Origin of the sequence: Amycolatopsis kentuckyensis, assembly GCF_002155975.1 — a bacterium.
GTDB lineage: Bacteria > Actinomycetota > Actinomycetes > Mycobacteriales > Pseudonocardiaceae > Amycolatopsis > Amycolatopsis kentuckyensis.
In genome coordinates, this window is record NZ_MUMI01000270.1 from 1 (window position 1) to 22,395 (window position 22,395).

Sequence of the window (22,395 nt, forward strand, 5' to 3'; positions counted from 1 at the left end):
CCGCCGCGGCGACTGCGGGGTGCCGGGGGCGGGCGGAGCCGCCGCACCACCCGCCGGGGCCGGCGGCACCGGCGCGGGCGGGGCCGGCGGCTGCTCATCCGGTTCGTCCGGGTCGGGGAACCGGCCGCGCAGGTTGTCGAGCAGCGCGCCGCGGGTTTCGCGGTCCTCGTCGCCGAGCTGCTCGGCCATCACGCCCGCGACGCGGTCGGCGATGCCCGACTGCGCCCGGCGCATCGTCGTCAGGATCTGCCGCGACAGCTCTTCGAGGGGGAACGACTTGACCTTGTTCGAGAACGTCAGGTCGGTGACCGTGCCGTCGGCGCCGACGGTCACGCTGACCGCGCCGTCGGCGCTGGTCGCGGTCAGCCGCAGCCGTTCGGTCTGCTCCTGCGCCGCCTGGTACCGCTGCGCCTTCGCCGCGAACCCGGCCGCCCAGTCGTCCATCCGGCGGATCGTCTCGTCGGGGTCCCGCATCAGGTCCCCGAGCCCGTTGGGGCCGGTCATGAGCGCACCTTCGCTTCCTCCGTGCGCGACGAAGCCGCGAGCTGACGCTCGAACGGCTGCGCGTTGCCTTCTTCGCCTTCCCGGTAGGTCTTCGCGGCCGACGTGACGTTGTCCGCCAGCCCGCGCACCCCTTCCGCGGACGCGGTCAGCGCGTCCTTGGCCTGCTCGTTCGTCGGCCGGATGATCGGCGGGAGGAAGGCGCACAGCAGCCCGTAGGCGTGGTCGGACATCGCCGTGTCCGCCGCGGAGCTCGCCGTGGTGAGCCGGTCCACCAGGCTCTCGACGTGACTCGCGTGCGCGACCAGGTCGTCCGGTTCGACCTCGAACCCGGGGGCCGTCATGCCGTCACTTCCAATCCTGGTTCTTCCAGTCGCCGATCACCGGCGGCGCGACCGCCTGCTCGCCCGCGAAGAAGTTCGGATCATCGCTTTCGAGGTAGTCGGCTGCCTTGTGTTCCTTGTCGTCTTCCTTCTTGCCACCGCGGGCGCCGGCCCCCATGCCGCCCATGCCCGGGGAGCCTGCGGCACCCGCCGCACCGCGGCCCGACATCGCGTTGCGCGCGGCCGCCGCTTCGGCTTCCGCGGCCGCGCCGGACGCGGCACCACCGCTGAGGTTGCCCGCGCCGCGCAGGCCCGCACCGCCGGCGCCGGCCCCACCGGTGCCGGAGCCGCCGATCCCGCCGAGGGAGCCGCCACCGCCACCGCCGCCGCCGTTCAGGCCGCCGAGCCGGCTGGCGATGCTTTCGCCGTTGATCCCGCCGCCGCGGCCGATGGTCGGCAGCTTCGCGCCGCCGGGGGTGTTGAGCCCGCCGGTGCCGGTGGGCAGCCCGGTGATCGGGTCGATGCCGGGCGGGGTGAAGCCGGGGATCGGGCTGCCGCCGCGGACGGTCCCGCCGCCGGAGACGTCCGGGATGTTCGGGATCGACGGCGGGGTGAACCCGCTGCCGCCGGTGCCCCCGCCGCCCGGGATGCCGGACGGCGTGAAGCCGGACGACGTCGTCGAGTCGTCGAAGTGCGGCAGCGACGAGCCGGGGATGCCGGCCCCGCTGAAGTTGCCACCGGCGGGCGTGTCGGGGACGTCGAAGTTCGGCGGCGTGAAGCCCGCACCACCCGCACCACCGCCGGGGATGCCACTGCCCGAGAAGCCGGAGCCACTCCCCGGGATGCCACTGCCGGAGAAGCCACTGCCGGAGCCCGGGATGCCACTGCCGGAGCCGCTGCCGTCGCCCGGGATGCCGCTGCCGGAGAAACCGGAGCCGCCGCTGCCCGACCCGTCGCCGGGGATGCCCGCGCCGGCACCGCCCGCGCCGAAAGCCGCGGCGTTGGCGTCGACCGGGGTCTGCGGGGTCAGGCCGTCCATCGCCGTGCGCGCCATCAGCGGTTGCGCGGCACCGCCACCCGCCCCGGAGCCGCTCCGCGCGACGACGTTCTGCCTGGTCGCCGTCGCCGTGGGCAGCTTCGGCGGGGCCGGGAACCGCGGGGTGGCGACGGCGCCGCCGATGGTCTCGTCGTACTGCGTCATGATCTGCGCGGCGTGGTCCCGCGCGGCCTGCTGCGCCCGGTAGGTCTGCATGGCCTCGCCCGCGGCCGCCGCGTACTGCACCGGGTCGGTCATCGACATCAGGCGCTGGTTGGTCGACTGCAGGTCGAACTGGACCGGCGGGTTCGCGGCCATCTGCCGCTGGGTCTCGTTGAGCGCCTGGGAGTGGATCTCCTGCTGGCGGCCGGCGAGCGTCGCGCCCTGCGCGGTCGCGCCGAGCCACTTCCCGACGCCGGCGAGGTGTTCGCGGACGGCGTCACCGGCGCCGCCCTGCCAGTTGCTGGTGCTCGCGTTGATCGCGTCGGCCAGCGCCTTCTGGTGGGTGCCGAGGTCGTTGCCGACCCGCACCCACTCTTCCGAGGTTTCCGCGACGGTCGCCGGGTTGGCGTCCTGCGTGATGGCCTCGTTCATCTGTTCGTGGCTGGCGTTGTTCCACAGCGTGCGCGGGGCCCCGCCGTTCTCACGGATCGTGAGGCCCTCGTCGAGGCCGTGCTTGGCGTCGTTGAGGTGCTGCTGGTAGAGCTCCTGGATCTTCTTGTCGCGCAGCACCGGGTCGACGACCGGGCCGAGCCAGCCGCGCCGGATCTCGTCGTCGACCTGCCTGGTGGCCATCTCGCGGATCTGGTCACCCGAGGGCGACTTGTCCGTGGTCAGCGGCCCGACGTAGTACTTCGACGACGAATCGGCGGTCACGTCGTAGAGCGGACTGCGCGGGTCGTAGTCCGGCGACGACGGGTCCGAGACGGACTCGGCGGTGGGTGCCACGGTCTCCCTCAGCTCTGGTCGGCGGCCGGGAGCGAGGTCAGCGTCGTGCGCGTGGTCTCTTCCCGGGACTTGTAGTTCTTCTTGGCCAGCTTGATGGCTTCGATGTAGGTCGGGAACTCCTGCCGCGCGGCCTGCAGCTGGGTGACCAGGCCGTGCTCGTCGGCGGCGGTGCTGACCATGTGCGCGGACACCCACTGCCCGGTGGCGGTCCGGCTCATCGCCGGCGCGTCGTGCAGCCGCTGCAGGTTCGCCCAGCGCTGCTCGAGCGACTCGAGCACGCCTTCGAGCGCTTCGATCAGCTGGTTGCCGGTGGTGTCGTCGATGGCGAAGCCACCGCTCTGGGCCAGCCGCTTCAGCTGCGCCCCGGCGAGGCCGACGCGCACCGCGGCCATCGTCTTCGCCTCGGGGGTCGCCGCGTTCTGCAGCTGCATGGTGGCCTGGATGGCCTGCGCCGCCGCAGCGGTCTCTTCGGTCGTCATCAGTCCCCCGATCAGTAGACAGCCGCGATCGCGTCACGGATGGCGCGCGCGAGGTCGGCCCGCCCGGCGGGCACGTAGTCCGCGGTGAGTTCCCCGGCCTCGCCGGTCCGGGTGTGCACGAGGTACCGGCCATCGGCGGTGTCGAGCCAGCTCAGCGGCTCGCCGGCGAGCCGTTCGCCCCGCCGCCCCTGAGCACTGACGGCAATGTGCCCTCCACCCAGCCGAGGTTCGGCCAGCACCCGTTCGAGCACGGCGACATCGGAGGGTTTCGGAGCCGGAGGCCGCCGCCCGGGCCGCACGACGGCCTTGACCTCGATCATCCCGAAGGCATCGGTCTCTTCTTCGTCGAACTCGGCGTCGGCGATCCGCTTCGCGGTCATGGCGGAAACCTCCCGCCCGGCGGCCCGGTGCACGGTGTGCCGCCCGGTGCTGGCGGCGGGAGCCGGCGGCAGCACCCCGGTGACGACCTCGACGAGGTCCTCATCGGCGAACAGCGAGAACAGCAGTTCATCGGTGTCCGGAGCTTGGGTGATCCCGAGCGCTTGAGCACCATCGCTGACCACGAGAACGGCCACATCGGCCCCCAGCCCATCGATCCCGCTGACGGCAACCGAGATCCGCGGCTCGGCGAGCAGTTCGAAGGCGGTCCGCACGCCGGGGTGCAGCTCACCGGAGACGGAGAGCCGCCGTTCCTCGAGCGAGTCGTAGACCTGCCGCGCAACGTGCACGAACCGCACGGGATCCGAGGGCAGGTTCCCGGCCCGCAGCGGATACCGCCGAACATCGCCCCCGGTAGCCCGCCCGACGACGAGTGCTTCGAAGACCTCGAGGACGAACTCGAACCGCTCCGCCATTTCCCCTCGCCGGATCCTTTTCGTCAAACCTTCAAGCAAGTTCTCTGATGAACATTAGCAGTGCGCCAGGGGCGGGGGTCGGCACCGCCACCCGGATGCCCGAAAGACCACGATCCCCTGGACCGGGCGGGCAAAGGGGTATCACCCGATGGAGTGGTCGTGGTCGTTCGGGGATTGGGCCGGGCCTGGGAGGCTGCGCGGATCGAGATGCCGAGCTGGTGTTCGGACGGGGCGGGATGGCGCCCTCTTGCTGCGGGTTTCGCCCCGGACGCCTGGAGGCGTGGCCGCGGCGAAAGCTGCGGCCGGTTGCGGGGCGACTTCCGCTCGCCGGGAGCTTGAGCTGCGCCGATGGTGGCTTGTGCAGCGGAATTTTGGGGCGGGTGTGCTTCGGCTGGGCAGAAGGGGCTGCCGGGTGTCGGCGCGGGTCGCTGGCTGCCGGGTAAAAGGGCAGGCAGGGCTCGAACCCACGATTACGGGACAAACTATGGGTTCCCTGCCATGGGGCGCGGGTCGCCGGTTACCGGGCAAACGATCGGCCCCGCCCGGCGTGCGGTGCAGGTGGCCCTGCCGAGCGAACGATCGAGCCGCCGGGCGCACGGCGCGGGTCGCCTGTTGCCAGGCGCGCAGTGTCGGTCGCCAGGGGCGGGCAGCTGAGCTGCCGGGTTCGTCGGTGACACGGGTGCCCCGGTTCTGCCGGTAGGGACAAGAAGCGGGCGTTGGTGGACTTGGGTGGTGTGGTTCCGTCGACATAGTGGCGTGGGTGTGGGCCCGTAGCCGTGTGGCTGCGGGCCTGTCCCGTGTTCAGGCTGCGAAGGGCAGTGGTTCGTGGAGGTTGTTGCGCCGGGGTTTTCGGCGCCGGTCGATGAACACCGGTGGCAGGAACTCCGGCAGACCGTCCGGGGCGATGCGGACTTCCCAGCCCGAGCGGTGCAGCAGCCGGTGGTGGTGGGCGCACATCAGCACCAGGTTGCTCAGGTCGGTGCGGCCGCCGTCCGCCCAGTGGCGGATGTGGTGGCCCTGGCAGTGGCGGGGTGGGCGGTGGCAGCCGGGGAACGCGCAGCCCCGGTCCCGCAGGAACAGGGCGCGGCGGAGCCCGGCGGAGATCAAGCGGCGCAGCCGACCCAGGTTGAGCGGCTCGCTCTTGTCGCCGAGGACGGCGGGGATGATCATCGCGTCGCAAGCGTGCACCCGCGCTTCGGCGGCCGACATGGTGCCGGTGTCGCCGAGGGTCGCTGTCCCGATGCCGGACTGGAGGTCGGTGAGGGAGACCGCGACCATGACGTGGGCCCGCTCCCCAGCCTGCATCGGCAGCTCCGGAGAATTCAGGGCCAGGTCGATCGCGTCGGAGAAAGCATCGCCATACCGCTGGGACTGGGTGCGGTGGTCCGGGCCCTCGTCGCTGCTGCGGCGTTCGGCCAGGGCATCCAGCAGGGCGCTGGCGCGGGTGCCGGTCTCGTCATCGAATCGGGCGTTCAACTCCCAGTTGCCGGATCTTCGGCGGCGGAGGAACAACTCCCGAGAGGGGGCCACCGGGGCAGTGTCGGCGGGTTCCGCCCCATCCGGGTTCAGGTGGGCGAGGATCCGGGCCCCGAGGACCGCGACCTGCCTGTGCCCGGCCTCAGCGGCGAAGGCCAGCAGGTCGGCTTCGGCGCTGTCGCGATGCTCGGGCGGAACCTCGGCGAGAACACCCGTGATCGCATCGATCATCGGGTTGCTCAACCGCCCGGCCAGAGCAGCGGCTCCGGTGGCGGGCGCAAGAGCCGGGATCGGGGTGCCGTCGAGGTTCCGGCCGGGGTTCAGCACGCGGGCACGCTTCACAAGACGTTCGGCGACCGGCTTCGGAACACCGCCGAGGTGCTCCAAAAGACGAGCAGCGGAGCGGTAGCCGAAGAGTTCCATCACCCCACGCTGCTCGATCTCCACCAGCAGGGCACCGAGTTCGGCTTCGGCAGACCGCATACACGCCAGCAACTCACCGATGCGGTCGGCGAAGGCCACCGCCTCGGGGGAAGAGCTCGCGTTGTCGGACATAGATCAAGATTACCGAGCATCGAACACAAGTTCATCACTCGAACGGGTACACCCCAAAACAGGGCAACCAAAGCAAAGCCACCAACAGCAGAGCACCGATCCCCACACCACACCAAAGCCGCACCCTTAAAGAGCAACCCGCCGAGCCCGCTCGATATCCGGCCCCCGGTAGAGCCGCTCAGGGATCCGGGCCAATGTAGACGGATGAACCTGCGGCCCCAACCCGTAGAACTTCTGGAAACTCATGATCAGGGGCCGCCAGGCATCAGGATCGATGCGGTCCTCACTGCCGGCCATCCGAATCGACTCGTGCACGAAAACCCGCTGCACCCGAACCTCGAACGCGACCACTCCCCCGTCGGATCCCACCGGGTGCACCTCCTCGACGACGACCTCCATCGCCACCGGGCACTCGGCTACCCGAGGCGGCGCGACCGTCGAAGACGCCACCGCCGTCAACCCGGCCCGTGCGAACTTGTCGGCCACGTGGAAATAGCCCCGCTCGCGCTTCCCCGACGGCACGGGATCCGAGCCGGTCGTCAGGGCCAGCCGGTCGACCGCCGGTGCCATCGACGACGACGGGAGGTTCAGCACGCCCTCCCGCGTGCGCAGCAGGTTCTGCGCGGTTTGCGAACGGACCCCGAGCCCGAGCACCGCCCGCCACCCGAGCCAGAACGCCGACGACATCGGCGCCAGGTTGACCGAACCGTCCTCGTTGGTACTGGAAATCAACACCACCGGAGTACCGAAATACAGGATCCCGGGCTCGATGGCCGTGTGCTCCTCGATCTTCACCCCACCGATCCTGCCGTCCACAGGGGACGGGCCGCTGGCGGGAATCGGCCATCGCGATCACCGGGGGCGGCACCCGCGAGCAGGTGCCGCCCCCGACGCGAACTCAACGAGAAGCCAGCGCCCTCCGCGTCAGGACTCGGGCCAGGTGGCGGCGGTACTCCGCCGTCGCGTGGGGCTCGTCCGGCGGGTTCGTCCCCGAAGCCGCCAGCTCCGCCGCCTCCTCGATCGACGCCCCCGCCGCCAGCGCCTCCTCCGTGGCCGTGGCCCGCAGCGGGACTCCGCCCATGTTCACCAGGCCGACGCGGTCGCCGGCCACCGTCACCCCGACCATCGCCCAGTCGATCGCGCGGCGGGTGAACTTCTGGAACCCCCAGCCCTGGCCCGTCTGGGCCGGGATGCGGATCTCCGTGAGCAGCTCCGTCGGCTCCAGCGGTGTCGTGAACGGGCCCAGGAAGAACTCCGCCGCCGGAATGCGGCGCTCCCCCGCCGGCCCGCGGGCCACCAGGACCGCGTCCGAGGCCAGCACCGCCGCCGGGAGGTCGGCCGCCGCGTCCGCGTGGACCAGGGAGCCGCCGATCGTGCCGCGGTGGCGGACCTGGCGGTCGCCCACCTCTCCGGACACGTGTGCCAGCAGGGGCGCGTGCTCCAGCAGCACCGGGTCCTGCACCAGCGCGCTGTAGCGGGACAACGCGCCGATGGCGACCTCGTCGCCCTCCAGGCGGACGTAGCGCAGCTCGTCGAGCGGGCCGATGTCCACCAGGTACTCCGGTGCCGCCAGGCGCAGCTTCATCAGCGGCAGCAGGGAATGCCCGCCCGCCAGGACCTTCACGTCGTCGCCGTGCGAGGCCAGCAGCGCCAGCGCCTCGTCCACTGTGGACGCGCGTAGGTACTGGAAGGAAGCGGGGATCACCGGTCCACCTCCTGCCCCGACGCGTCGATCACGGCGCTGACGATGTTGTGGTACCCCGTGCAGCGGCAGAGGTTGCCCTCGAGCCCGGCCCGGACCTCGTCGCGGGTCGGCTTCGGGTGGTCGGCCAGCAACGACACCGACGCCATGATCATCCCCGGGGTGCAGAACCCGCACTGCAGGCCGTGCTGCTCCTGGAACGCCTTCTGCACCGGGTGCAGCGAGCCGTCCGAAGAGGACAGTCCTTCGACCGTCGTGACGGCGTGGCCGTCGGCCTGCGCGGCCAGCACCGTGCAGGACTTGACCGACTCGCCGTCGAGCAGCACCGTGCAGGCGCCGCAGGACGTCGTGTCGCAGCCGACGTTCGTGGCGGTCAGGCCGGCGGTGTCGCGCAGGAAGTGCACCAGGAGCGTCCGGTCCGGCACCTCCTCGGTCAGCGACCGCCCGTTGACCTCGATCGAGACCTTCACTCCGCGCTTCCCTTCCGAGCTTCTTCCAGTGCGGCCCAGACCCGGATCGGGGTCGTGGGCATGTCCAGGTGCTTGACACCCCGCGCGGCGAGCGCGTCGATCACGGCGTTGTGCACCGCCGGCGTCGAACCGATCGTGGCCGCTTCGCCGATCCCCTTGACGCCCAGCAGGTTCCGGTCGGTCGGGGTGGCCATGTCGACCAGCTCGAAGTCCGGCAGCTCGGCGGCGGTGACGAACGAGTAGTCCGCCAGGGTCGCGGTCGTCGGGTTGCCGTCGCCGTCGTAGGTCACGACCTCCATCAGGGCCTGCGCCGCACCCTGCCCGAGCCCGCCGTGGCGCTGGCCGCGGAAGGTGAGCGGGTTGACGATCGGGCCGGCGTCGTCGACGGCGATGATCCGGCGCAGCTCGACCTTGCCGGTCTCGGTGTCGACCTCGACGACGGCCAGGTGCGCGCCGAACGGGAACGTCGGCGCGCCGCCGCCGAACCAGACGTCGGCCGAAAGCTTGCCCTCGCCGGCCGTCTCGGCGACCTGCGCCCAGCTGAGCACGGTGCTCGACGGCGCGCCGCGGACCTGCCAGACGCCGCGCTCGGCGTCCAGTTCGAGGTCGTCCGGCGCCGCCTCCAGCAGGTCGGCCGCCAGCTCGCGGGCCTGCGCGATCACCTCCTCGGCCGCCTGCCGGATCGCCGAGCCGCCCAGCTGCAGCGACCGGGAGCCGAACGTGCCGATCGCCTTGGGCACCTCGTCGGTGTCGCCGTGCCGGACGGTGATCTTGTCGAGGGGGACGCCGAGCTGGTCGGACAGCAGCATCGCCAGCGACGTGCCGAGCCCCTGCCCGTGCGGTGAACTGCCGGTCCACGCGACGACCGAGCCGTCCGGGTGGATGTCGACGCGGCCGCTCTCGCCGCCGCCGTCGCCGCCGGTGATCTCGACGTAGGCCGCGATGCCCAGGCCCAGTTCGACCGGGTCACCCGCCGCCCGCCGCCGCTGCTGCTCGGCCCGCAGCTCCGCGTACCCGGCGGCGTCCAGGGCCTTGTCCAGCGCCGCCGCGTACTCGCCGGTGTCGTAGGATGCCCCGGTCGGCGACTGGTACGGGAACTCGTCCGGCCGGATGAAGTTGACCCGGCGGACTTCGGCCGGGTCCAGCCCGATTTCGGCGGCGAAGCGGTCCATCGCCCGTTCGACGGCCGCGGTGGCCTCCGGGCGGCCCGCGCCGCGGTAGGCCCCGATCGGCGTGGTGGTGGTGACGACCGCACGGCTGCGCGTCTCGACCTTGGGGAACCGGTAGACGCCGATGGCCATCAGCTCGGTCAGCGTCGGCAGCAGCAGCATCCGCGGGTACGCGCCGGCGTCCTGGACGACGTCGAGGCGGTACGCCAGCACCGTGCCGTCGCGTTTCCCGCCGATGGTCACGGTGTTCCGCTGCGCGCGGCCGTGCGTCATGGCCGTGAGGTTCTCGCTGCGCGACTCGACCCAGCGCACGCCCCGCCCGAGCTGCTTCGCGGCCCAGCCGAGCACGGTCGCTTCGGGGTCCGCGCCGATCTTCGCGCCGAAGCCGCCGCCGACGTCCGGCGCGATCACCCGCACCGACTCTTCGCCGACGCCGAGGCTCCCGGCCAGCTGGCTGCGGGCTATCTGGGCGTTCTGCGTGGACAGCCAGGCCGTCAGCCGGCCGTCCTCGCCCCACACGCAGGACGCGCCGCGCACTTCGAGCGGTGCCGGCGCGACACGCTGGTTGAGGATGGTCTCGGTGACGACGACTTCGCAGTCCTCGAAGATCGCGTCGTCGAATTCCGCGGCGCCCTTGGCCTGCACGATGTTGCTGCCGTGCTCGGGGAAGAGCAGCGTCTCCCCCGCCAGGGCCGCGTCGATCGACACGACGGCTTCCAGCGGCTCGTAGTCGACGTCGACCAGCTCGGCCGCGTCGGCCAGCTGGTAGCGCTCTTCGGTGACGACGAGCGCGACCGGTTCGCCGACGTAGCGCACCACCTCACCGGCCAGCCACGGTTCCGGCACCGGCCCCGACGGGTGCGGGGCGAGCCCGAGGTCCGCGGCGGTGAACACGCCGAGCACGCCCGGCGCCTCCTTCGCCGCGCTCACGTCGATGCCACCGATCCGCGCGTGCGCGATCGGACTTCGCACGAAGACCGCGTGCGCGGCCCCGGAAAGCGCTTCCGCCCGCAGATCGTCCACGTACGTGCCGCCCGCGGTGATCAGATCCCGGTCTTCCCGGCGGACCACCCTGGTCCCGACAATGCTCATCTGGTCTCCTGCTCGCCGATTCCCCGCCGATCATGCCCTCAGGCCCAGGACGATCGCCAGGCCCAGTCCGCCGATTCCGATCCCGATGCGCAGCGGCGTGGCCGGCAACCGGCGCACGAGCGTGGATCCCAGCCAGGAGCCGCCGAGCGAGCCGAGGCAGACGGCGAGCGCGGCCGGCCAGACCACTTTGCCGGTGACCGAGAAGACGATCGCGGCGAGCAGGTTCGCCGAGCCGGTGATCAGGTTCTTCGCCGCGTTGGTCCGGGCGAGCGGCTGGCTCCAGACGGTGACCAGCAGCGCGAGCATGAGCACGCCGGCGGCGGCGCCGAAGTAGCCGCCGTAGATGCCGATCAGGAAGGCGAGCACGCCGGTCGCCGGGCTGAGGCCGTGGTGTTCGGCGCCTTCGGCCAGCCGGCGCAGCCGCGGCCCGGCCATCAGCACCAGCGACGCCCCGCCGATCAGCCACGGCACGATGACGGTGAACGCGGCGGACGGCGTCAGCAGCAGGATCAGGCCGCCGCACGCGCCGCCGACGGTGGTGATGGCGCACAGCGGCACGAGCCGGTGGCGCTGCCCGGCCAGTTCGGGGCGGGCGCCGGCCGCGGCGCCCACGGTCGTGCCGAGCATGGCGACGGTGTTGGTGACGTTGGCGGTCACCGGCGGCAACCCGGCGGCGAGCAGCGCGGGGTAGGACACCAGGGACGCGAGCCCGGCGGTCGCCCCGGTCAGGCCGGCGCCGACGCCGGCCAGCACGAGCAGGAGCAGCACCCACGGGTCGTTGATCACGTTGTCATCCCACCACGCTGCCGTGGCTGTCGATCCGGGCCGCCGCCGTTCGTATGAGACGTGACACCGACCTCAAGCGGAAGGACCCCTCGATGCGTTCCATCACCGTCACCATGAGCGTCACCCTCGACGGCGTCGTGCAGGGCCTCGGCCGTCCCGACGAGGACACCCGCGGCGGCTTCGCCCACGGCGGATGGGGCACCCGCTACCAGGACGAGGTCATGGCCCGGGAGATGGGCGAGGGCATGAGCCGGCCCGGCGACATGCTGTTCGGCCGCCGCACCTGGCAGGACTTCACCACCGCCTGGAGCCGGCGCACCGACGGCAACCCGTTCACCACGCACCTGAACGCCGCCACCAAGTACGTCGCCTCGGCCACCCTCGAGGACGCCGACGCCTGGGAGAACTCGGTCCTGCTGCGGGGCGACGCCGTCGCCACCGTCACCGACCTGAAGGCGCGGCCCGGGCGGGACCTGTCGGTCATCGGCAGCGCCTCGCTGGTGCGGGACCTGCACGCCGCCGGCCTGGTCGACCGGTACACGCTCCTGATCCACCCGCTGACGCTCGGCACCGGCGCCCGGCTCTTCGGCGACGGCCCGCTCACGGAGTTCGACCTCACCGGCTGTGTCCCGACGACCAAGGGGGTGCTGATCGCCCACTACGAGCGGCGGGTATAGGGCGTTATACGAACGGCTCCGGGTTGTCCGAAACCGGACGGGATCCGGGGGCAGGCTTGCCGGGCGCGACGGCGGCGTCCCAGAATCCGCGCTGACAAGGTTGTCAGCGAGCGGAGGCCGGGCATGGGCGAGCTGGACCGGCGGCAGGCGCTCCGCCTGCTGGGCGCGGGCGGAGCGGCGGCCGCACTGGCTTCGGGACTGCTCCCCGGCCTCGCCCGGGCCGCAGGTGGCGTACCGCCCGATCCGGTCGCCGCGACCTACCTGCGCGTCCTGCTGCGGCACACGCGCTGGGCCGAGCAGCAGTTCGACCCGGTCGCCGGCACCTACCCGGCCCGGGACTTCACCTTCGCCGTCGTGCTCGGCAACGCCGTGCTGCTCACCCGTGGCGGCTACGACGCCACGATCGCCGGCGTCGACCGGGAGACCCTCCGCACGCACACCCTCGCCACGATCCGGCGCTTCGCCGCGTCGAACCGGCTGGCCGGCGGGACCGAATGGGGCCGGAAGCTGTTCTTCGACACGACCTTCCAGTCGTACTTCGTGCTCGCCGCCCGTCTCTTGTGGACGGACCTGGACGACCCGACCAGACAGCACGTCGAGCGCATCACCGCCGGGCAGGCGGCCTACACGACCGCGCTCGGCACCGGCGACGACCCGGACTCCGGCAGCTGGACACCCAACGGCCTGCGCGGCGGCCACGTCGGCGACACCAAGCTCGAAGAGATGGGCGTCTACGCCCAGTCCCTCGCGCCCGCGCTCGCGTGGGCACCCACCGACCCGCGGGCCGGCGAGTGGCGGGCCGCCTTCGGCGCCTGGAGCCGCAACGAAGCCGGCCTGCCCGCCGCCGACCTGGCCAACCCGCGGCTCGTCGACGGCCGTCCGATCAGCGCGAACACCGCCACGAACCTTTACGACACCTTCCTCGTCGAGAACCACGGCTCGTTCGGCCCGCACTACCAGGAGGAGCTCTGGCGCACCTCCGGCCGCAACGCGATGCACTTCCTCGCCGCCGGCACGCCGCTGCCCGAGGTGCTCACCGCGCAGCCGAACGGCGAACTGCTCTGGCGCACGATGCTGCTGATGACCAGCGACGCCGGCGAGCCGCTGATGCCGATGGTCGCCGACCGCGAGCACCTCTACGGCCGCGACGTCATCCCGCTGGCCTTCCGCGCCCAGGTGCTCGGCGACCGCCACGCCGCCCGCGCCGAGGCCGACCTCGCCGCCCGCCTCGAGCCCTACCAGGCCTACGCGCCCGCCGACCGGATCACGAAGTTCTCCGGCGAACCGAAGTACGAGCCGGAGGCCCGCGCCGAACTCGCCATCAGCTACCTGCTGCACGAGTGGCGCGCCGCGCACGGCGGCCCGGTCGTCCCGGTGAGCGAGCGCGAGTTCGGTGCCCACGCCGCCGGGGTCGCCGACTTCGGCCCGGGCCCGGGCCTGCTGGCCCACCGCTCCCCCGCTGCCTGGGCGGGCACGGTCAGCAAGCCCGGCTTCGTCAAGTTCGCCTGGCAGCCGCACCACGACGACTGGCTGTTCGTGCTCGGCGGCGCCAACCCGATGCTGCTGCCCGCCACGAACTTCGCGGTGCGGGAACGGTACGCCACGACCTGCACGAAGGTCCGCGACGGCTTCGACGGCACGGTCGGCGTCCTGCGCTTCGACAGCGGGTACGCCGCACTGGCCACCTTGCCCACCGGCGCCGCCGTCTACGCCAGCAGCGGCGTCGCCGCGGGCGAAGGCGTGCTGAACGTCCACAACCTCGCGATGCCCGGTGTGCCCGGCCTCGACGGCGACCGCAGCTACACCGCGGCCGAAGGGACCGTGACGGTGCCGGCGGCGGCCGCACCCACCGGCGCCCGGACCGACGAGCTGACCTTCGCCCCGGTCACCGCCCGGCACGTCCGCATGCTCGGCGTCGAGCCGGACCCCCAGTACGGCTACTCGCTCTGGGCGTTCGAGGTCCGCGATGGTGCCGGACCGGACCTCGCGCGAACCGGGACCGCGTCGGCTTCGTCGGCGGCGCCCGGCAGGGAGGCGAAGTACGCCATCGACGGCGACCCGGCGACGAGGTGGGCCGTGTCCACATCGGACCGGCCGCGGGCGGACAGCCGGCTCGCCGTCGACCTCGGCGCGCCGTCGGCCTTCGACCGCGTGCGGCTGAGCTGGGAGGCGGCCGCCGGGCGGAAGTACCGGATCGAAACCTCGCCCGACGGCCTGACCTGGACGCCGGTGGCGACCTACCCGGTCCCCGCCCTGCGCAGCACCGGCGGCCGGCTGGACGTCGACGGCCGCGCCGGGATCGTCGTCTCCGGGCCGAATCCGATCACGGTCGCCGGCGACCGCGTCACGCTCTCGGACGGCCCGGCCGCGCCGTGGCTCGCCGAGCTGTACCCCCAGCCGGTCGGCGCGCGGCCGTCCGGACGCGTCACCACCGGCGCGCCCGCGGTGCAGGCGAGCGTCACCGACGGCTTCCTGGTGCTGCTCAACCTCTCCGGCACCGCGGTGCACGGCACGGCGGTCCTCCCGGGGCAAACCCGGCTGTACCGCGGCGAGCAGATCCTCACCCGGACCGGCACGGAACTCTCCTACGCGCTGGCTCCGGCGGAAGGCCGCATCGAACCGCCCCGGTTCACCGTGCGGGGTCCGGCCGGGCTGAAGGCGGTCGTCCGCGACGCGAGCCGGGTGGAGCTCACCGCGCCGGCCGGGGTGCTGCCCGTGCTCGTCACCGTGACACTGGACGGCGGTCGCGCACGGTCGGTGGTGCTGCCGCCGCGGCGGACCGTGCCGGTCGTGTTCGCCGGACTCCGGCCCTACCCGCTGGCCGACCGGGCCCTCGGCCGGATCACCTTCCCCGCCGACCCCCTGCCCCCGGGCATGTCCAGCCCGGCCGCGGCCGTCGACGACGATCCGGCGACGGCGTGGCGACCGGGCCCGGACGGCCGCATGGTCGTCGATCTCGGGGCGGTGGCGGAGGTTTCCGCGGTCGAACTGGCCTGGACTCGCGGGCCCGTGCCCGGCACGGCCGTCGAAACCAGCCTCGACGGCGTCACGTACGCGACGACGCGCACCGGGCCGGCCCGGTACGTGGCGGTCCGGACGCGGTGGAAGCCCGGCGACGCGAGCCTCACGCGGTTGTCCGTCCGCACTTGATCGATCTCGGACACCACGCGGCGGGCCCGCGGGCGAGTACCTTGTCACCACGGAGCTTTCCACCGCCCGATCGGGAGGACGGATGCGCGTCACGATCGCCGAGGTCGCCCGCCGCGCGCAGGTGAGCAAGACGACCGTGTCGCGGGTGCTCAACAACAAGGCCGACGTGGACGCGGCGACCGCGATCCGGGTCCGCGAAGTGATCGCCGCGACCGGGTACATCCCCAGCGCCGGCGCCGTCGGGCTGGCCCGCGGGGTCACGCGCACGGTCGGGATGCTGGTGCCGGGGCTGACCTGGCCGTGGATGGGCGAGGTGCTGCAGGGCGTCGCCGACGTCGTGGAGTCGAAGGGCTACGGCCTGCTGCTGTCCACCGCCAACCGCGGCGCCGACTCCCTCGGCGAGTTCTCGCGCCAGGTGTCGGCGAAGGCGTTCGACGGCCTCCTGCTGGTGGAACCGCCGGACGCGGTGCGGCACCTGCGCGTGCTGCACGATTCCGGGCTGCCGGTGGTGGTGATCGACGACCGCGGCCGCCGTCCGGCGTTCCCGTCGGTGGGCACGGACAACCGGCAGGGCGGCGCGACGGCGGCCCGCCACCTGCTCGACACCGGCCGGACCCGGCTCGCCACGGTCACCGGGCCCCGCGACTTCGGCTGCACCGCCGACCGCCTCAACGGCTTCAACGAGGCTGTCCTCGACGCCGGCCTGACCCTCGACTCGCGCCTGATCATCGAAGGCGACTTCACGAGCGAAAGCGGCGAGGCGGCGATCCTCCAGCTGCTCGGGACGGGCCCGGAGTTCGACGCGGTCTTCGCGCACAACGACCTCACGGCGGCGGGCGTGCTGGCGGGGCTGCGCAAGTCGGGCCGCGCGGTGCCGGAGGACGTCGCCGTGATCGGCTTCGACGACATCCCCCTGGCCGCGCACACCCAGCCGCCGCTGACCACGATCCGCCAGCCGCTGCGGCAGATGGGCGAGGCGGCGGCCGGGCTGCTGCTCGACCGGCTGGCCGGCGCGCCGTCCCCGGACGCCCCGCTGATCGTCCCGACGGCGCTGGTGGTCCGCGAGTCGACCCGGGTGCCGTAGACCGTCCATTGTGGCCGGTCAGCCACCGGTGGCGCGCTTCGCGGCCCGGCCGACGTCCGCCGGGTCACGCAGCACCGCGGCGACGTACGCGTCCGGACGGACCAGCCAGGCTTCGCCCGGACGCGCGCCCAGCGCCCCGCCCGCCGGGATCGCCACCGAGCGAAACCCGGGAACCCGCACCCCCGGGGTCGTCAGCACGAGGAACCCCTGCCGGGCCAGGTCGCGCAACCGTCCACTCGCGACGGTCACGTCCGGGAGCAGCACGCCCGGCCCCGGCGGCGGCAGCGCGCCCCGCGGCGGCCGTCCGGCGAACGGCCGCTCCGGATCGGGGGTGGTCAGCGGCGATTCGACGTACCAGAACGGTTCGGCCAGCCGGCCCGAATCGACCTGGGCGCAGGCGGCCGGGTCGTGCGCCGCCCGGGTGAGGACGTCGAGCCGGCGACGGCGCTGGCCGTCGTCCCGGGGGACCAGGAAATCCATCGTGGCCGTGGTGACGGCCGCGTTCTCCACCGCCGCCGCGTGCCGCTCGGTGTGGTAGCTCTCCAGCAGCTCCTCCCCCGCGTCGCCGCGCAGGACGGCGGCCAGCTTCCAGGCGGCGTTCTCCGCGTCGGCCACGCCGGAGTTGAGGCCGCGCGCCCCGAACGGCGCGACGAGGTGCGCGCAGTCCCCGGCCAGCAGCACCCGGCCGGCGCGCATCCGGTCGACGAGCCGCGTGTGGAAGCGGTACACCGAGCGCCAGACCACCTCGTACGGCCGGTCGCCGACGATCGCCCGGATCCGGTCGCCGAGGGCACCGCCCGTCTCTTCGGCCGCGAGGTCGTAGTCCTCGGGGACCTGCCAGTCGATGCGGAACTGCCCGCCCGGGCACGGGTGGATCAGCACCTGGCGGCCCGGGTTCCACGGCGGGTCGAAGAAGAACCGCCGTTCGGCCGCCCAGCCCGGCAGGTCGGCGCGGATGTCGCAGATCAGGAAGAGGTCCCGGAAGGAGACCCCGCCGAGGCGCTGCCCGAGGGCCCGGCGCACCGCGTCGCCGCGGGCCCCGGTGCAGGCGATCGCGTAGTCGGCCTCGATCCGGCGCGGCCCGTCGTCCGTCTCGCACTCGAGCACGACGCAGCCCGGCTGGGCCAGGCCGGTGACGCGGTGGCCGCGGCGGACGTCGATCAGCGGCTGCCGGGCGATCAGCTCGTCCAGGACCTCTTCGACGCGGGCCTGGGACAGGTTCACGAACGGCGGGAGCGCGGAGCCCGCGTCCGGCAGCGTCAGCGAGAACAGCTCGCGGTCCCGGTGGAACGTCCGCGCCGTCGTCCAGGTGAGCCCTTCCTCGGCGAGGCGGCCCGCGCCGAGCGACGCCCAGACGTCCAAGGTGTCCCGCTGGTGGCAGATGGCCTTGGACCCCACGGGGTCGCGCACCTGGTGCTCGTCGACGAGCACGACCGGCACGCCCCGGCGCGCGAGCAGCAGCGCGGCCGTCTGGCCGACCGGGCCGCTGCCGAGGACCGCGACCGTCATCCTTGGAGCTGGTCCCAGACTTCGCGGTCGCGTTCGGCGGTCCACACGACCGGCCGCTCGATCCCGGACAGCTCGTCCCACAGCCGCGAGACGTCGAAGGGCAGGCAGTGCTCGAAGATCGGCCAGTGGCCGTACTGGTCGTCCAACGCCGCGTGCGTGCGTTCGAAGGCCTCCTTGAGCGTGCCGCCGGCGTCGCGGACCGCGCCGACCTCACGGAGCATCGTGGTCAGGAAGTGCCGGGTCTGCGCGATGGCGGCGCCGACCGCGTCGCGGCCGCGGCTCACCCCGCCGCGGCCGCCGATCAGCGTCTCGGCCCCGAACGCGGCCACCCGGTCCAAAGTGGACGAAGCCCAGTCGCGGTGGAACGCGTCGCCGGTGTACAGCGCGGCTTCGGCTTCGACGAGGTCGCCGGCGTAGAGGATCCGCTGCCGGGGCAGCCAGGCGACGATGTCGCCTTCGGTGTGGCCCCGTCCGCAGTACTGCAGGACGAGATCACCGCGCTCGCCGCCGAGGTCGATGGTGAGCCGGTCGGAGAAGGTGAGGGTCGGCCAGGTGAGCCCGGGCACCGAGTCCGCGCCCTTCGCCAGCCGCGGCATCCGGCCGAACTCGCTCGCCCAGTCCTCCTTGCCGCGCTCGGCGACCAGGGCGCGGGTGTTCTCGTGCGCGACGATCACGTCGGCGTCGAAGGCGGACGCGCCCAGCACGCGCACGGCGTGGTAGTGGCTCAGCACCAGGTACCGCACCGGCTTGTCGGTGTGCTCCCGCAGCTTCGCGAGCCACTCCCCGGCCGCGACGGGCGTGGCCAGCGCTTCGAAGCAGACGAGGAAGTCCTCGCCCTCGATCGCGCCGATGTTCGGGTCGCCTTCGGCGGTCAGCGCGTAGACGCCGTCCGCCAGGACCTCCAGGGTTTGCGCTTTCTCCGCCAGGTCGGCCGAAGAGGCGAAGGCTTTCTTCGTCACGGCGAGCGCTCCTTGATCGTCAAAGGATTGACTATCCGGCCAGGCTAGCCCGCCGGACCGCCGCGCGGAACCCCGTTTCGCCTAACCTGGCCGCATGACGGACCGACCGGCCGACCTCGACTACCTCTCGTTCGTCGACTACGCGATCGGCAAGACGCAGGCCGAGCTGCCCGCGACCGACCCGGTGGCGATGCGCCTCGGCCTGACGCTGCACCGCCTGGCCGGCGCGCTGGTCTACGACTGGGAGTCGACCGTCCACCGCCCCCGCGGCTGGAGCTGGGGCGGGTTCCGGGTGCTGTTCGTGCTGTGGCTGGCGGGCCCGCTGGAGTCCCGCCACGTGGCCCGCCTCGCCGGGATGAGCCGCGCGGCGGTGTCGGCGCTGGTCAAGACCCTGGAGCGGGACGGCCTGGTGACCCGCACCCAGGTCGCCCACGACCGCCGGGCGGTCGAACTGGCGCTGACCGGGGCTGGCCACACGGCGGTGACCGACGCCTACCAGGAGCACAACAAGCGGGAGCAGGCCTGGGTGGCGTCACTGACCCCGGAGGAGCGCGCGGTGCTGATCGGGCTCCTGGAGAAACTGACCACCGGCCCGGCCGCCGCGGCGGCGCAGCGCCTGGCCTGACCGGCCCGCGTGGATCAGCTGGCCAGGCCCGGCAGGCTCAGCGTGTGCCCGGTCTGCTCGGCCTTCGCCCGCAGGTACCGGACGTTGTTCTCGGTCGCGAACACGCCCGTCGGCACCCGGTCGCGCACCGCGATGCCGGCCGCACGCAGCTGGGCCGCCTTGTCCGGGTTGTTCGACAGCAGGTCGACGCGGTCCACCCCGAGCGCGCCCAGCATCTGGGCCGCGACCGTGTAGTCGCGGGCGTCTTCGGGCAGGCCGAGCGCGGCGTTCGCGGCGTAGGTGTCGAGGCCGCCGTCCTGCAGGGCGTACGCGTCGAGCTTGTTGTACAGCCCGATCCCACGACCCTCCTGGCGCAGGTACAGCAGGTACCCGCCGGTCTCGGAGATCCGCGCGACCGCCTCGGCCAGCTGCGGGCCGCAGTCGCAGCGCGCCGACCCGAAGACGTCGCCGGTCAGGCATTCCGAGTGCGGCCGCACCAGCGGCACCTCGCCGGGCGTACCCAGGACGAACGCCAGGTGCTCACCGTCGTCGGCCAGACCCCGGAAGGTCACGGCTTCGGCATCGACCGCGACGCCGCCGTCGAGCCGCAGCGGGATCCGCACCCGCGTCCGCACCTCGGCCGGCTTGTCCTCGCCCCTGGTGTCACCCACAAGATCGACCCTACACGAGGTTCAAATTCGAACATCCGGGCCGTTTCCCCGAGGCCGGTTCCCGAAAAACCGGTGGCGGCCGGGTCGTATCCTCGGCCCATGATCCCCGGTGCCACCGCCGCCTCGTTCCTGCTGGTCGTCGTGCTCGGGGCGATGTCGCCCGGGCCCGACTTCGTCGTCGTGACGCGCTCGGCTCTCACCGGCGGGCGGCGGGCCGGGATCGCCGCCGGGACCGGGATCGCGCTCGGCGTCTTCGCCTGGGTGGTCGCCATCGCCCTGGGGGTCGCCGCCGTGCTCACCGCGTCGGCCGTCGCCTTCACCGTCGTCAAGCTGGCCGGGGCAGGCTACCTCGTCTTCCTCGGCGTCAAGGCGTGGCTGGCCGTGCGGCGCGGCGAGTACCGGGATCTCGCGGAGACCACCGGGACCCGGCAGCTCAAGGCCGGGGCCGCCTTCCGCCAGGGCCTGGTGACGAATCTGCTCAACCCCAAGGTCGCCGTCTACTTCCTGGCCCTGCTCCCCCAGTTCCTGCCCGCCGACGGCTCCACCCTGCAGACGCTCGAACTGGCCGCGATCGCCACCGCCGGCACGGTCCTGTGGTTCGTCACCCTCGCCGTCGTCGTCGGGGCGCTGAAGCGGTTCTTCAGCGCCGGCCGCGTCCGCCGGGGCCTCGACGCCGTCCTGGGCACCGTGCTCGTCGCCTTGGGGCTGAAGGTCGCCGCCGAGACGGCGTGAGCCCGGGACGGGGCTCACGCCGTCCGCTCAGCCGAGTTTCTCGGCCGCCAGCCGCGTGCCCTCGACCCGGGCCGCGATCTTCGCGAACGCGATGTCGCGCGAGGTCGACGTGTCGTCGGCGAACGGCGAGAACCCGCAGTCGTCGCAGGTGCCGAGGCGCTCGGCCGGCAGGTGCTTCGCCGCGGTGAGCACCCGGTCGCGGACCGCTTCCGCCGTCTCCACGCGCGGGTCGATCGGGTCGGTCACGCCCACGAAGACCCGCTGGTCGGCCTTGAGGTTGTCGGCGATCACCCGCAACGCGCGCTCCGGGTCCGCTTCGCTGGCCAGCTGGACGAAGAAGCGGCCGGCCTTGAGGTCGAACAACGCCGGCAGCAGGCCCGCGTAGTCGACGTCGAGGCTGTGCACGGAGTCCTGGTCGCCACCCGGGCAGGTGTGGACGCCGATCTTCGCGCGCTCCTCGGCGGTGAACCGGTCGAGGACGGCGTTGTTGAGCTCGACGAACTGCCGCAGCAGCCCGCCGGACGGGTCGAGCTTCAGCGACAGCCGTCCCTCGGTGAAGTCGATCTGCACGCTGTCCGCGCCCGCTTCGAGGCTGCCGCGGATGTCCGCCTCGGCCTCGTTCACCAGGTCGGCGACGAACTGCTCCTGCGAGTACCCCTCGATGCCGTCGGCCGGGTAGATCAGCGAGAGCGCGGACGCGGCGATCACCGCCTGCTTGACGGGCCGGTCGGTAAGCGTTTTCGCGCGTGTGAGGTACGAGTCCGCGTGGGTCGCGTAGCGGAAGGGGCCCGCGGTCAGCCGCGGAAGCTGCCGCGTGTGCCCGTCGGCGAACGGGATGACGACACCGTCCGGCGCCAGCGCTTCGAGGCCGGCCAGCGGGTAGGTCGCGAAGCTCGGCTTGCCCTGTTCGCCGTCGGAGAGCACCGGTGAGCCGGTTTCCTCGAACCGGCGGATGGTGTCGGCCAGCGCCCGGCTCTCCAGCTCGGCGAGCGCGGCGGCGTCGATCCGCCCGGCCGCGAACTCGCCGAGGCCTTCGACGAGGTAGGCGGGACGCGGGATGCTGCCGATCGGTTCGGTGGGCAAGGTCATGGAATCCTCCGCTTGCTTGAAGGCCCTGACCAGGCACGGACGCGACAGCAGGACGTGGCCGCCCCCCAGCCGTCCGGCCGTGACCGGCCACGTTCACGCAGCAACTTAACGTGGCGAAGGCCGGTCACGGAGCGCGGATCACCCGGTCGGACCAGAGAAAAGCACGAAATCAGAAGGCGTTCGGCGGTTCGCGAGGAGGACGATTGGGTATTCGCTACGGCGATACGGCGGGTTCGGCGCCGAAGGAGTGCCCCGATGCTCAGTCACCACGATCGCACCGAGCTCGAGAAGATCGAGCGCAGTCTCGAGCTCAGCGACCCCGACCTGGCTGCCGCGCTGCGCGACGGCCGGCGCCCGAAGTCGCGCGCGCTCCGCAGCGCCCTCCTGATCGTCTTCGACATCACCGCCGTGACACTCCTGGTCCTGGGCCTGGTGCTGCCCGACCCGGGCGTGACCCTGTGCGGGATCCTCGCCCTCACCGGCACCGTCTGGACCCACGTGGCGAGGCACCGCCTCTGACGATCTGAGG

21 protein-coding genes are annotated in these 22,395 nt (G+C 72.8%); 6 read left to right on the forward strand and 15 right to left on the reverse strand.

The features are described from left to right. From CCN39_RS25625 to CCN39_RS25675, 11 genes are all read right to left on the reverse strand, one after another. On the reverse strand, positions 1-504 hold a 504-nt coding region (locus CCN39_RS25625; protein ID WP_143264140.1), incomplete at its 3' end, for a YbaB/EbfC family nucleoid-associated protein. After that, entirely contained in the window at positions 501-845 is a 345-nt protein-coding gene (locus tag CCN39_RS25630; RefSeq protein ID WP_086846099.1) for a type VII secretion target, read from the reverse strand. The genes CCN39_RS25625 and CCN39_RS25630, both read right to left, overlap by 4 nt. A 4-nt stretch (positions 846-849) precedes the next feature. Beyond that, the gene (locus tag CCN39_RS25635) at positions 850-2,808 is read right to left on the reverse strand and encodes a hypothetical protein (RefSeq protein ID WP_086846101.1); all 1,959 of its coding nucleotides are present in this window, start codon (positions 2,806-2,808) and stop codon (positions 850-852) included. Positions 2,809-2,816: 8 nt separating this feature from the next. Further along, positions 2,817-3,287, reverse strand: a complete 471-nt coding sequence (locus CCN39_RS25640; RefSeq protein ID WP_086846103.1) for a hypothetical protein — start codon at positions 3,285-3,287, stop codon at positions 2,817-2,819. A gap of 11 nt (positions 3,288-3,298) precedes the next feature. After that, complete coding sequence (locus CCN39_RS25645) at positions 3,299-4,141, reverse strand: ESX secretion-associated protein EspG (RefSeq protein ID WP_086846105.1); 843 nt, start codon at positions 4,139-4,141, stop codon at positions 3,299-3,301. An 801-nt stretch (positions 4,142-4,942) separates the two neighbouring features. Beyond that, positions 4,943-6,172 carry an HNH endonuclease signature motif containing protein gene (locus CCN39_RS25650; protein WP_086846107.1) on the reverse strand — a complete coding sequence of 410 codons (1,230 nt, stop codon included), beginning with the start codon at positions 6,170-6,172 and terminating at the stop codon, positions 4,943-4,945. A gap of 126 nt (positions 6,173-6,298) precedes the next feature. Further along, positions 6,299-6,910: a flavin reductase family protein gene (locus CCN39_RS25655; protein ID WP_341867712.1), complete on the reverse strand. Its 612-nt coding sequence runs from the start codon at positions 6,908-6,910 to the stop codon at positions 6,299-6,301. Between the two features lie 160 nt (positions 6,911-7,070). After that, positions 7,071-7,877 carry an FAD binding domain-containing protein gene (locus CCN39_RS25660; protein ID WP_086846108.1) on the reverse strand — a complete coding sequence of 269 codons (807 nt, stop codon included), beginning with the start codon at positions 7,875-7,877 and terminating at the stop codon, positions 7,071-7,073. After that, positions 7,874-8,344 (reverse strand): (2Fe-2S)-binding protein, encoded by a 471-nt coding sequence (locus tag CCN39_RS25665; RefSeq protein WP_086846110.1) that lies wholly within the window; start codon positions 8,342-8,344, stop codon positions 7,874-7,876. Before CCN39_RS25665 ends, CCN39_RS25660 begins: the two co-directional genes overlap by 4 nt. After that, on the reverse strand, positions 8,341-10,605 hold the full coding sequence (locus tag CCN39_RS25670; RefSeq protein ID WP_086846111.1) for a xanthine dehydrogenase family protein molybdopterin-binding subunit: 2,265 nt from the start codon (positions 10,603-10,605) through the stop codon (positions 8,341-8,343). Before CCN39_RS25670 ends, CCN39_RS25665 begins: the two co-directional genes overlap by 4 nt. 30 nt (positions 10,606-10,635) lie before the next feature. Continuing rightward, the gene (locus CCN39_RS25675) at positions 10,636-11,391 is read right to left on the reverse strand and encodes a sulfite exporter TauE/SafE family protein (RefSeq protein ID WP_086846112.1); all 756 of its coding nucleotides are present in this window, start codon (positions 11,389-11,391) and stop codon (positions 10,636-10,638) included. Positions 11,392-11,483: 92 nt separating this feature from the next. On the opposite strand from CCN39_RS25675, the gene CCN39_RS25680 reads away from it, so the two are divergent. From CCN39_RS25680 to CCN39_RS25690, 3 genes are all read left to right on the forward strand, one after another. Then, positions 11,484-12,068 (forward strand): dihydrofolate reductase family protein, encoded by a 585-nt coding sequence (locus CCN39_RS25680; RefSeq protein WP_086846151.1) that lies wholly within the window; start codon positions 11,484-11,486, stop codon positions 12,066-12,068. A gap of 123 nt (positions 12,069-12,191) precedes the next feature. Beyond that, positions 12,192-15,218 carry a discoidin domain-containing protein gene (locus tag CCN39_RS25685; RefSeq protein WP_086846114.1) on the forward strand — a complete coding sequence of 1,009 codons (3,027 nt, stop codon included), beginning with the start codon at positions 12,192-12,194 and terminating at the stop codon, positions 15,216-15,218. An 82-nt stretch (positions 15,219-15,300) separates the two neighbouring features. Next, positions 15,301-16,302, forward strand: a complete 1,002-nt coding sequence (locus CCN39_RS25690) for a LacI family DNA-binding transcriptional regulator (protein WP_086846116.1) — start codon at positions 15,301-15,303, stop codon at positions 16,300-16,302. Between the two features lie 18 nt (positions 16,303-16,320). On the opposite strand, the gene CCN39_RS25695 is transcribed toward CCN39_RS25690, so the two are convergent. Together CCN39_RS25695 and CCN39_RS25700 are read right to left on the reverse strand one after the other, a co-directional pair. Beyond that, on the reverse strand, positions 16,321-17,811 hold the full coding sequence (locus CCN39_RS25695; RefSeq protein WP_086846118.1) for an FAD-dependent monooxygenase: 1,491 nt from the start codon (positions 17,809-17,811) through the stop codon (positions 16,321-16,323). After that, the gene (locus CCN39_RS25700; RefSeq protein ID WP_086846120.1) at positions 17,808-18,770 is read right to left on the reverse strand and encodes an MBL fold metallo-hydrolase; all 963 of its coding nucleotides are present in this window, start codon (positions 18,768-18,770) and stop codon (positions 17,808-17,810) included. Before CCN39_RS25700 ends, CCN39_RS25695 begins: the two co-directional genes overlap by 4 nt. Positions 18,771-18,864: 94 nt before the next feature. On the opposite strand from CCN39_RS25700, the gene CCN39_RS25705 reads away from it, so the two are divergent. Next, positions 18,865-19,395, forward strand: coding sequence for a MarR family winged helix-turn-helix transcriptional regulator (locus CCN39_RS25705; RefSeq protein ID WP_086846122.1), 531 nt, complete (start codon positions 18,865-18,867; stop codon positions 19,393-19,395). Positions 19,396-19,409: 14 nt separating this feature from the next. On the opposite strand, the gene CCN39_RS25710 is transcribed toward CCN39_RS25705, so the two are convergent. Beyond that, the gene (locus CCN39_RS25710; protein ID WP_086846124.1) at positions 19,410-20,045 is read right to left on the reverse strand and encodes a GTP cyclohydrolase II; all 636 of its coding nucleotides are present in this window, start codon (positions 20,043-20,045) and stop codon (positions 19,410-19,412) included. A gap of 99 nt (positions 20,046-20,144) precedes the next feature. On the opposite strand from CCN39_RS25710, the gene CCN39_RS25715 reads away from it, so the two are divergent. Further along, entirely contained in the window at positions 20,145-20,777 is a 633-nt protein-coding gene (locus CCN39_RS25715; RefSeq protein WP_086846126.1) for a LysE family translocator, read from the forward strand. A 27-nt stretch (positions 20,778-20,804) separates the two neighbouring features. On the opposite strand, the gene CCN39_RS25720 is transcribed toward CCN39_RS25715, so the two are convergent. Beyond that, a complete protein-coding gene (locus tag CCN39_RS25720) occupies positions 20,805-21,866 on the reverse strand; it encodes a cobalamin-independent methionine synthase II family protein (protein ID WP_086846127.1) in 1,062 nt (353 codons plus the stop codon). A 255-nt stretch (positions 21,867-22,121) separates the two neighbouring features. Here CCN39_RS25720 and CCN39_RS25725 point away from each other — a divergent pair, with 255 nt between their 5' ends. After that, positions 22,122-22,385, forward strand: a complete 264-nt coding sequence (locus CCN39_RS25725) for a DUF3040 domain-containing protein (protein WP_086846129.1) — start codon at positions 22,122-22,124, stop codon at positions 22,383-22,385. The last annotated feature ends 10 nt before the right edge of the window (positions 22,386-22,395 follow it).

What these genes read in the sequence shown, in the direction of transcription:
- CCN39_RS25630 (WP_086846099.1), bottom strand. Translation starts at nt 845, where the DNA reads ATGACGGCCCCCGGGTTCGAGGTCGAACCGGACGACCTGGTCGCGCAC.
- CCN39_RS25640 (WP_086846103.1), bottom strand. Translation starts at nt 3,287, where the DNA reads ATGACGACCGAAGAGACCGCTGCGGCGGCGCAGGCCATCCAGGCCACC.
- CCN39_RS25645 (WP_086846105.1), bottom strand. Translation starts at nt 4,141, where the DNA reads ATGGCGGAGCGGTTCGAGTTCGTCCTCGAGGTCTTCGAAGCACTCGTC.
- CCN39_RS25650 (WP_086846107.1), bottom strand. Translation starts at nt 6,172, where the DNA reads ATGTCCGACAACGCGAGCTCTTCCCCCGAGGCGGTGGCCTTCGCCGAC.
- CCN39_RS25670 (WP_086846111.1), bottom strand. Translation starts at nt 10,605, where the DNA reads ATGAGCATTGTCGGGACCAGGGTGGTCCGCCGGGAAGACCGGGATCTG.
- CCN39_RS25680 (WP_086846151.1), top strand. Translation starts at nt 11,484, where the DNA reads ATGCGTTCCATCACCGTCACCATGAGCGTCACCCTCGACGGCGTCGTG.
- CCN39_RS25685 (WP_086846114.1), top strand. Translation starts at nt 12,192, where the DNA reads ATGGGCGAGCTGGACCGGCGGCAGGCGCTCCGCCTGCTGGGCGCGGGC.
- CCN39_RS25690 (WP_086846116.1), top strand. Translation starts at nt 15,301, where the DNA reads ATGCGCGTCACGATCGCCGAGGTCGCCCGCCGCGCGCAGGTGAGCAAG.
- CCN39_RS25695 (WP_086846118.1), bottom strand. Translation starts at nt 17,811, where the DNA reads ATGACGGTCGCGGTCCTCGGCAGCGGCCCGGTCGGCCAGACGGCCGCG.
- CCN39_RS25705 (WP_086846122.1), top strand. Translation starts at nt 18,865, where the DNA reads ATGACGGACCGACCGGCCGACCTCGACTACCTCTCGTTCGTCGACTAC.
- CCN39_RS25715 (WP_086846126.1), top strand. Translation starts at nt 20,145, where the DNA reads ATGATCCCCGGTGCCACCGCCGCCTCGTTCCTGCTGGTCGTCGTGCTC.
- CCN39_RS25720 (WP_086846127.1), bottom strand. Translation starts at nt 21,866, where the DNA reads ATGACCTTGCCCACCGAACCGATCGGCAGCATCCCGCGTCCCGCCTAC.
- CCN39_RS25725 (WP_086846129.1), top strand. Translation starts at nt 22,122, where the DNA reads ATGCTCAGTCACCACGATCGCACCGAGCTCGAGAAGATCGAGCGCAGT.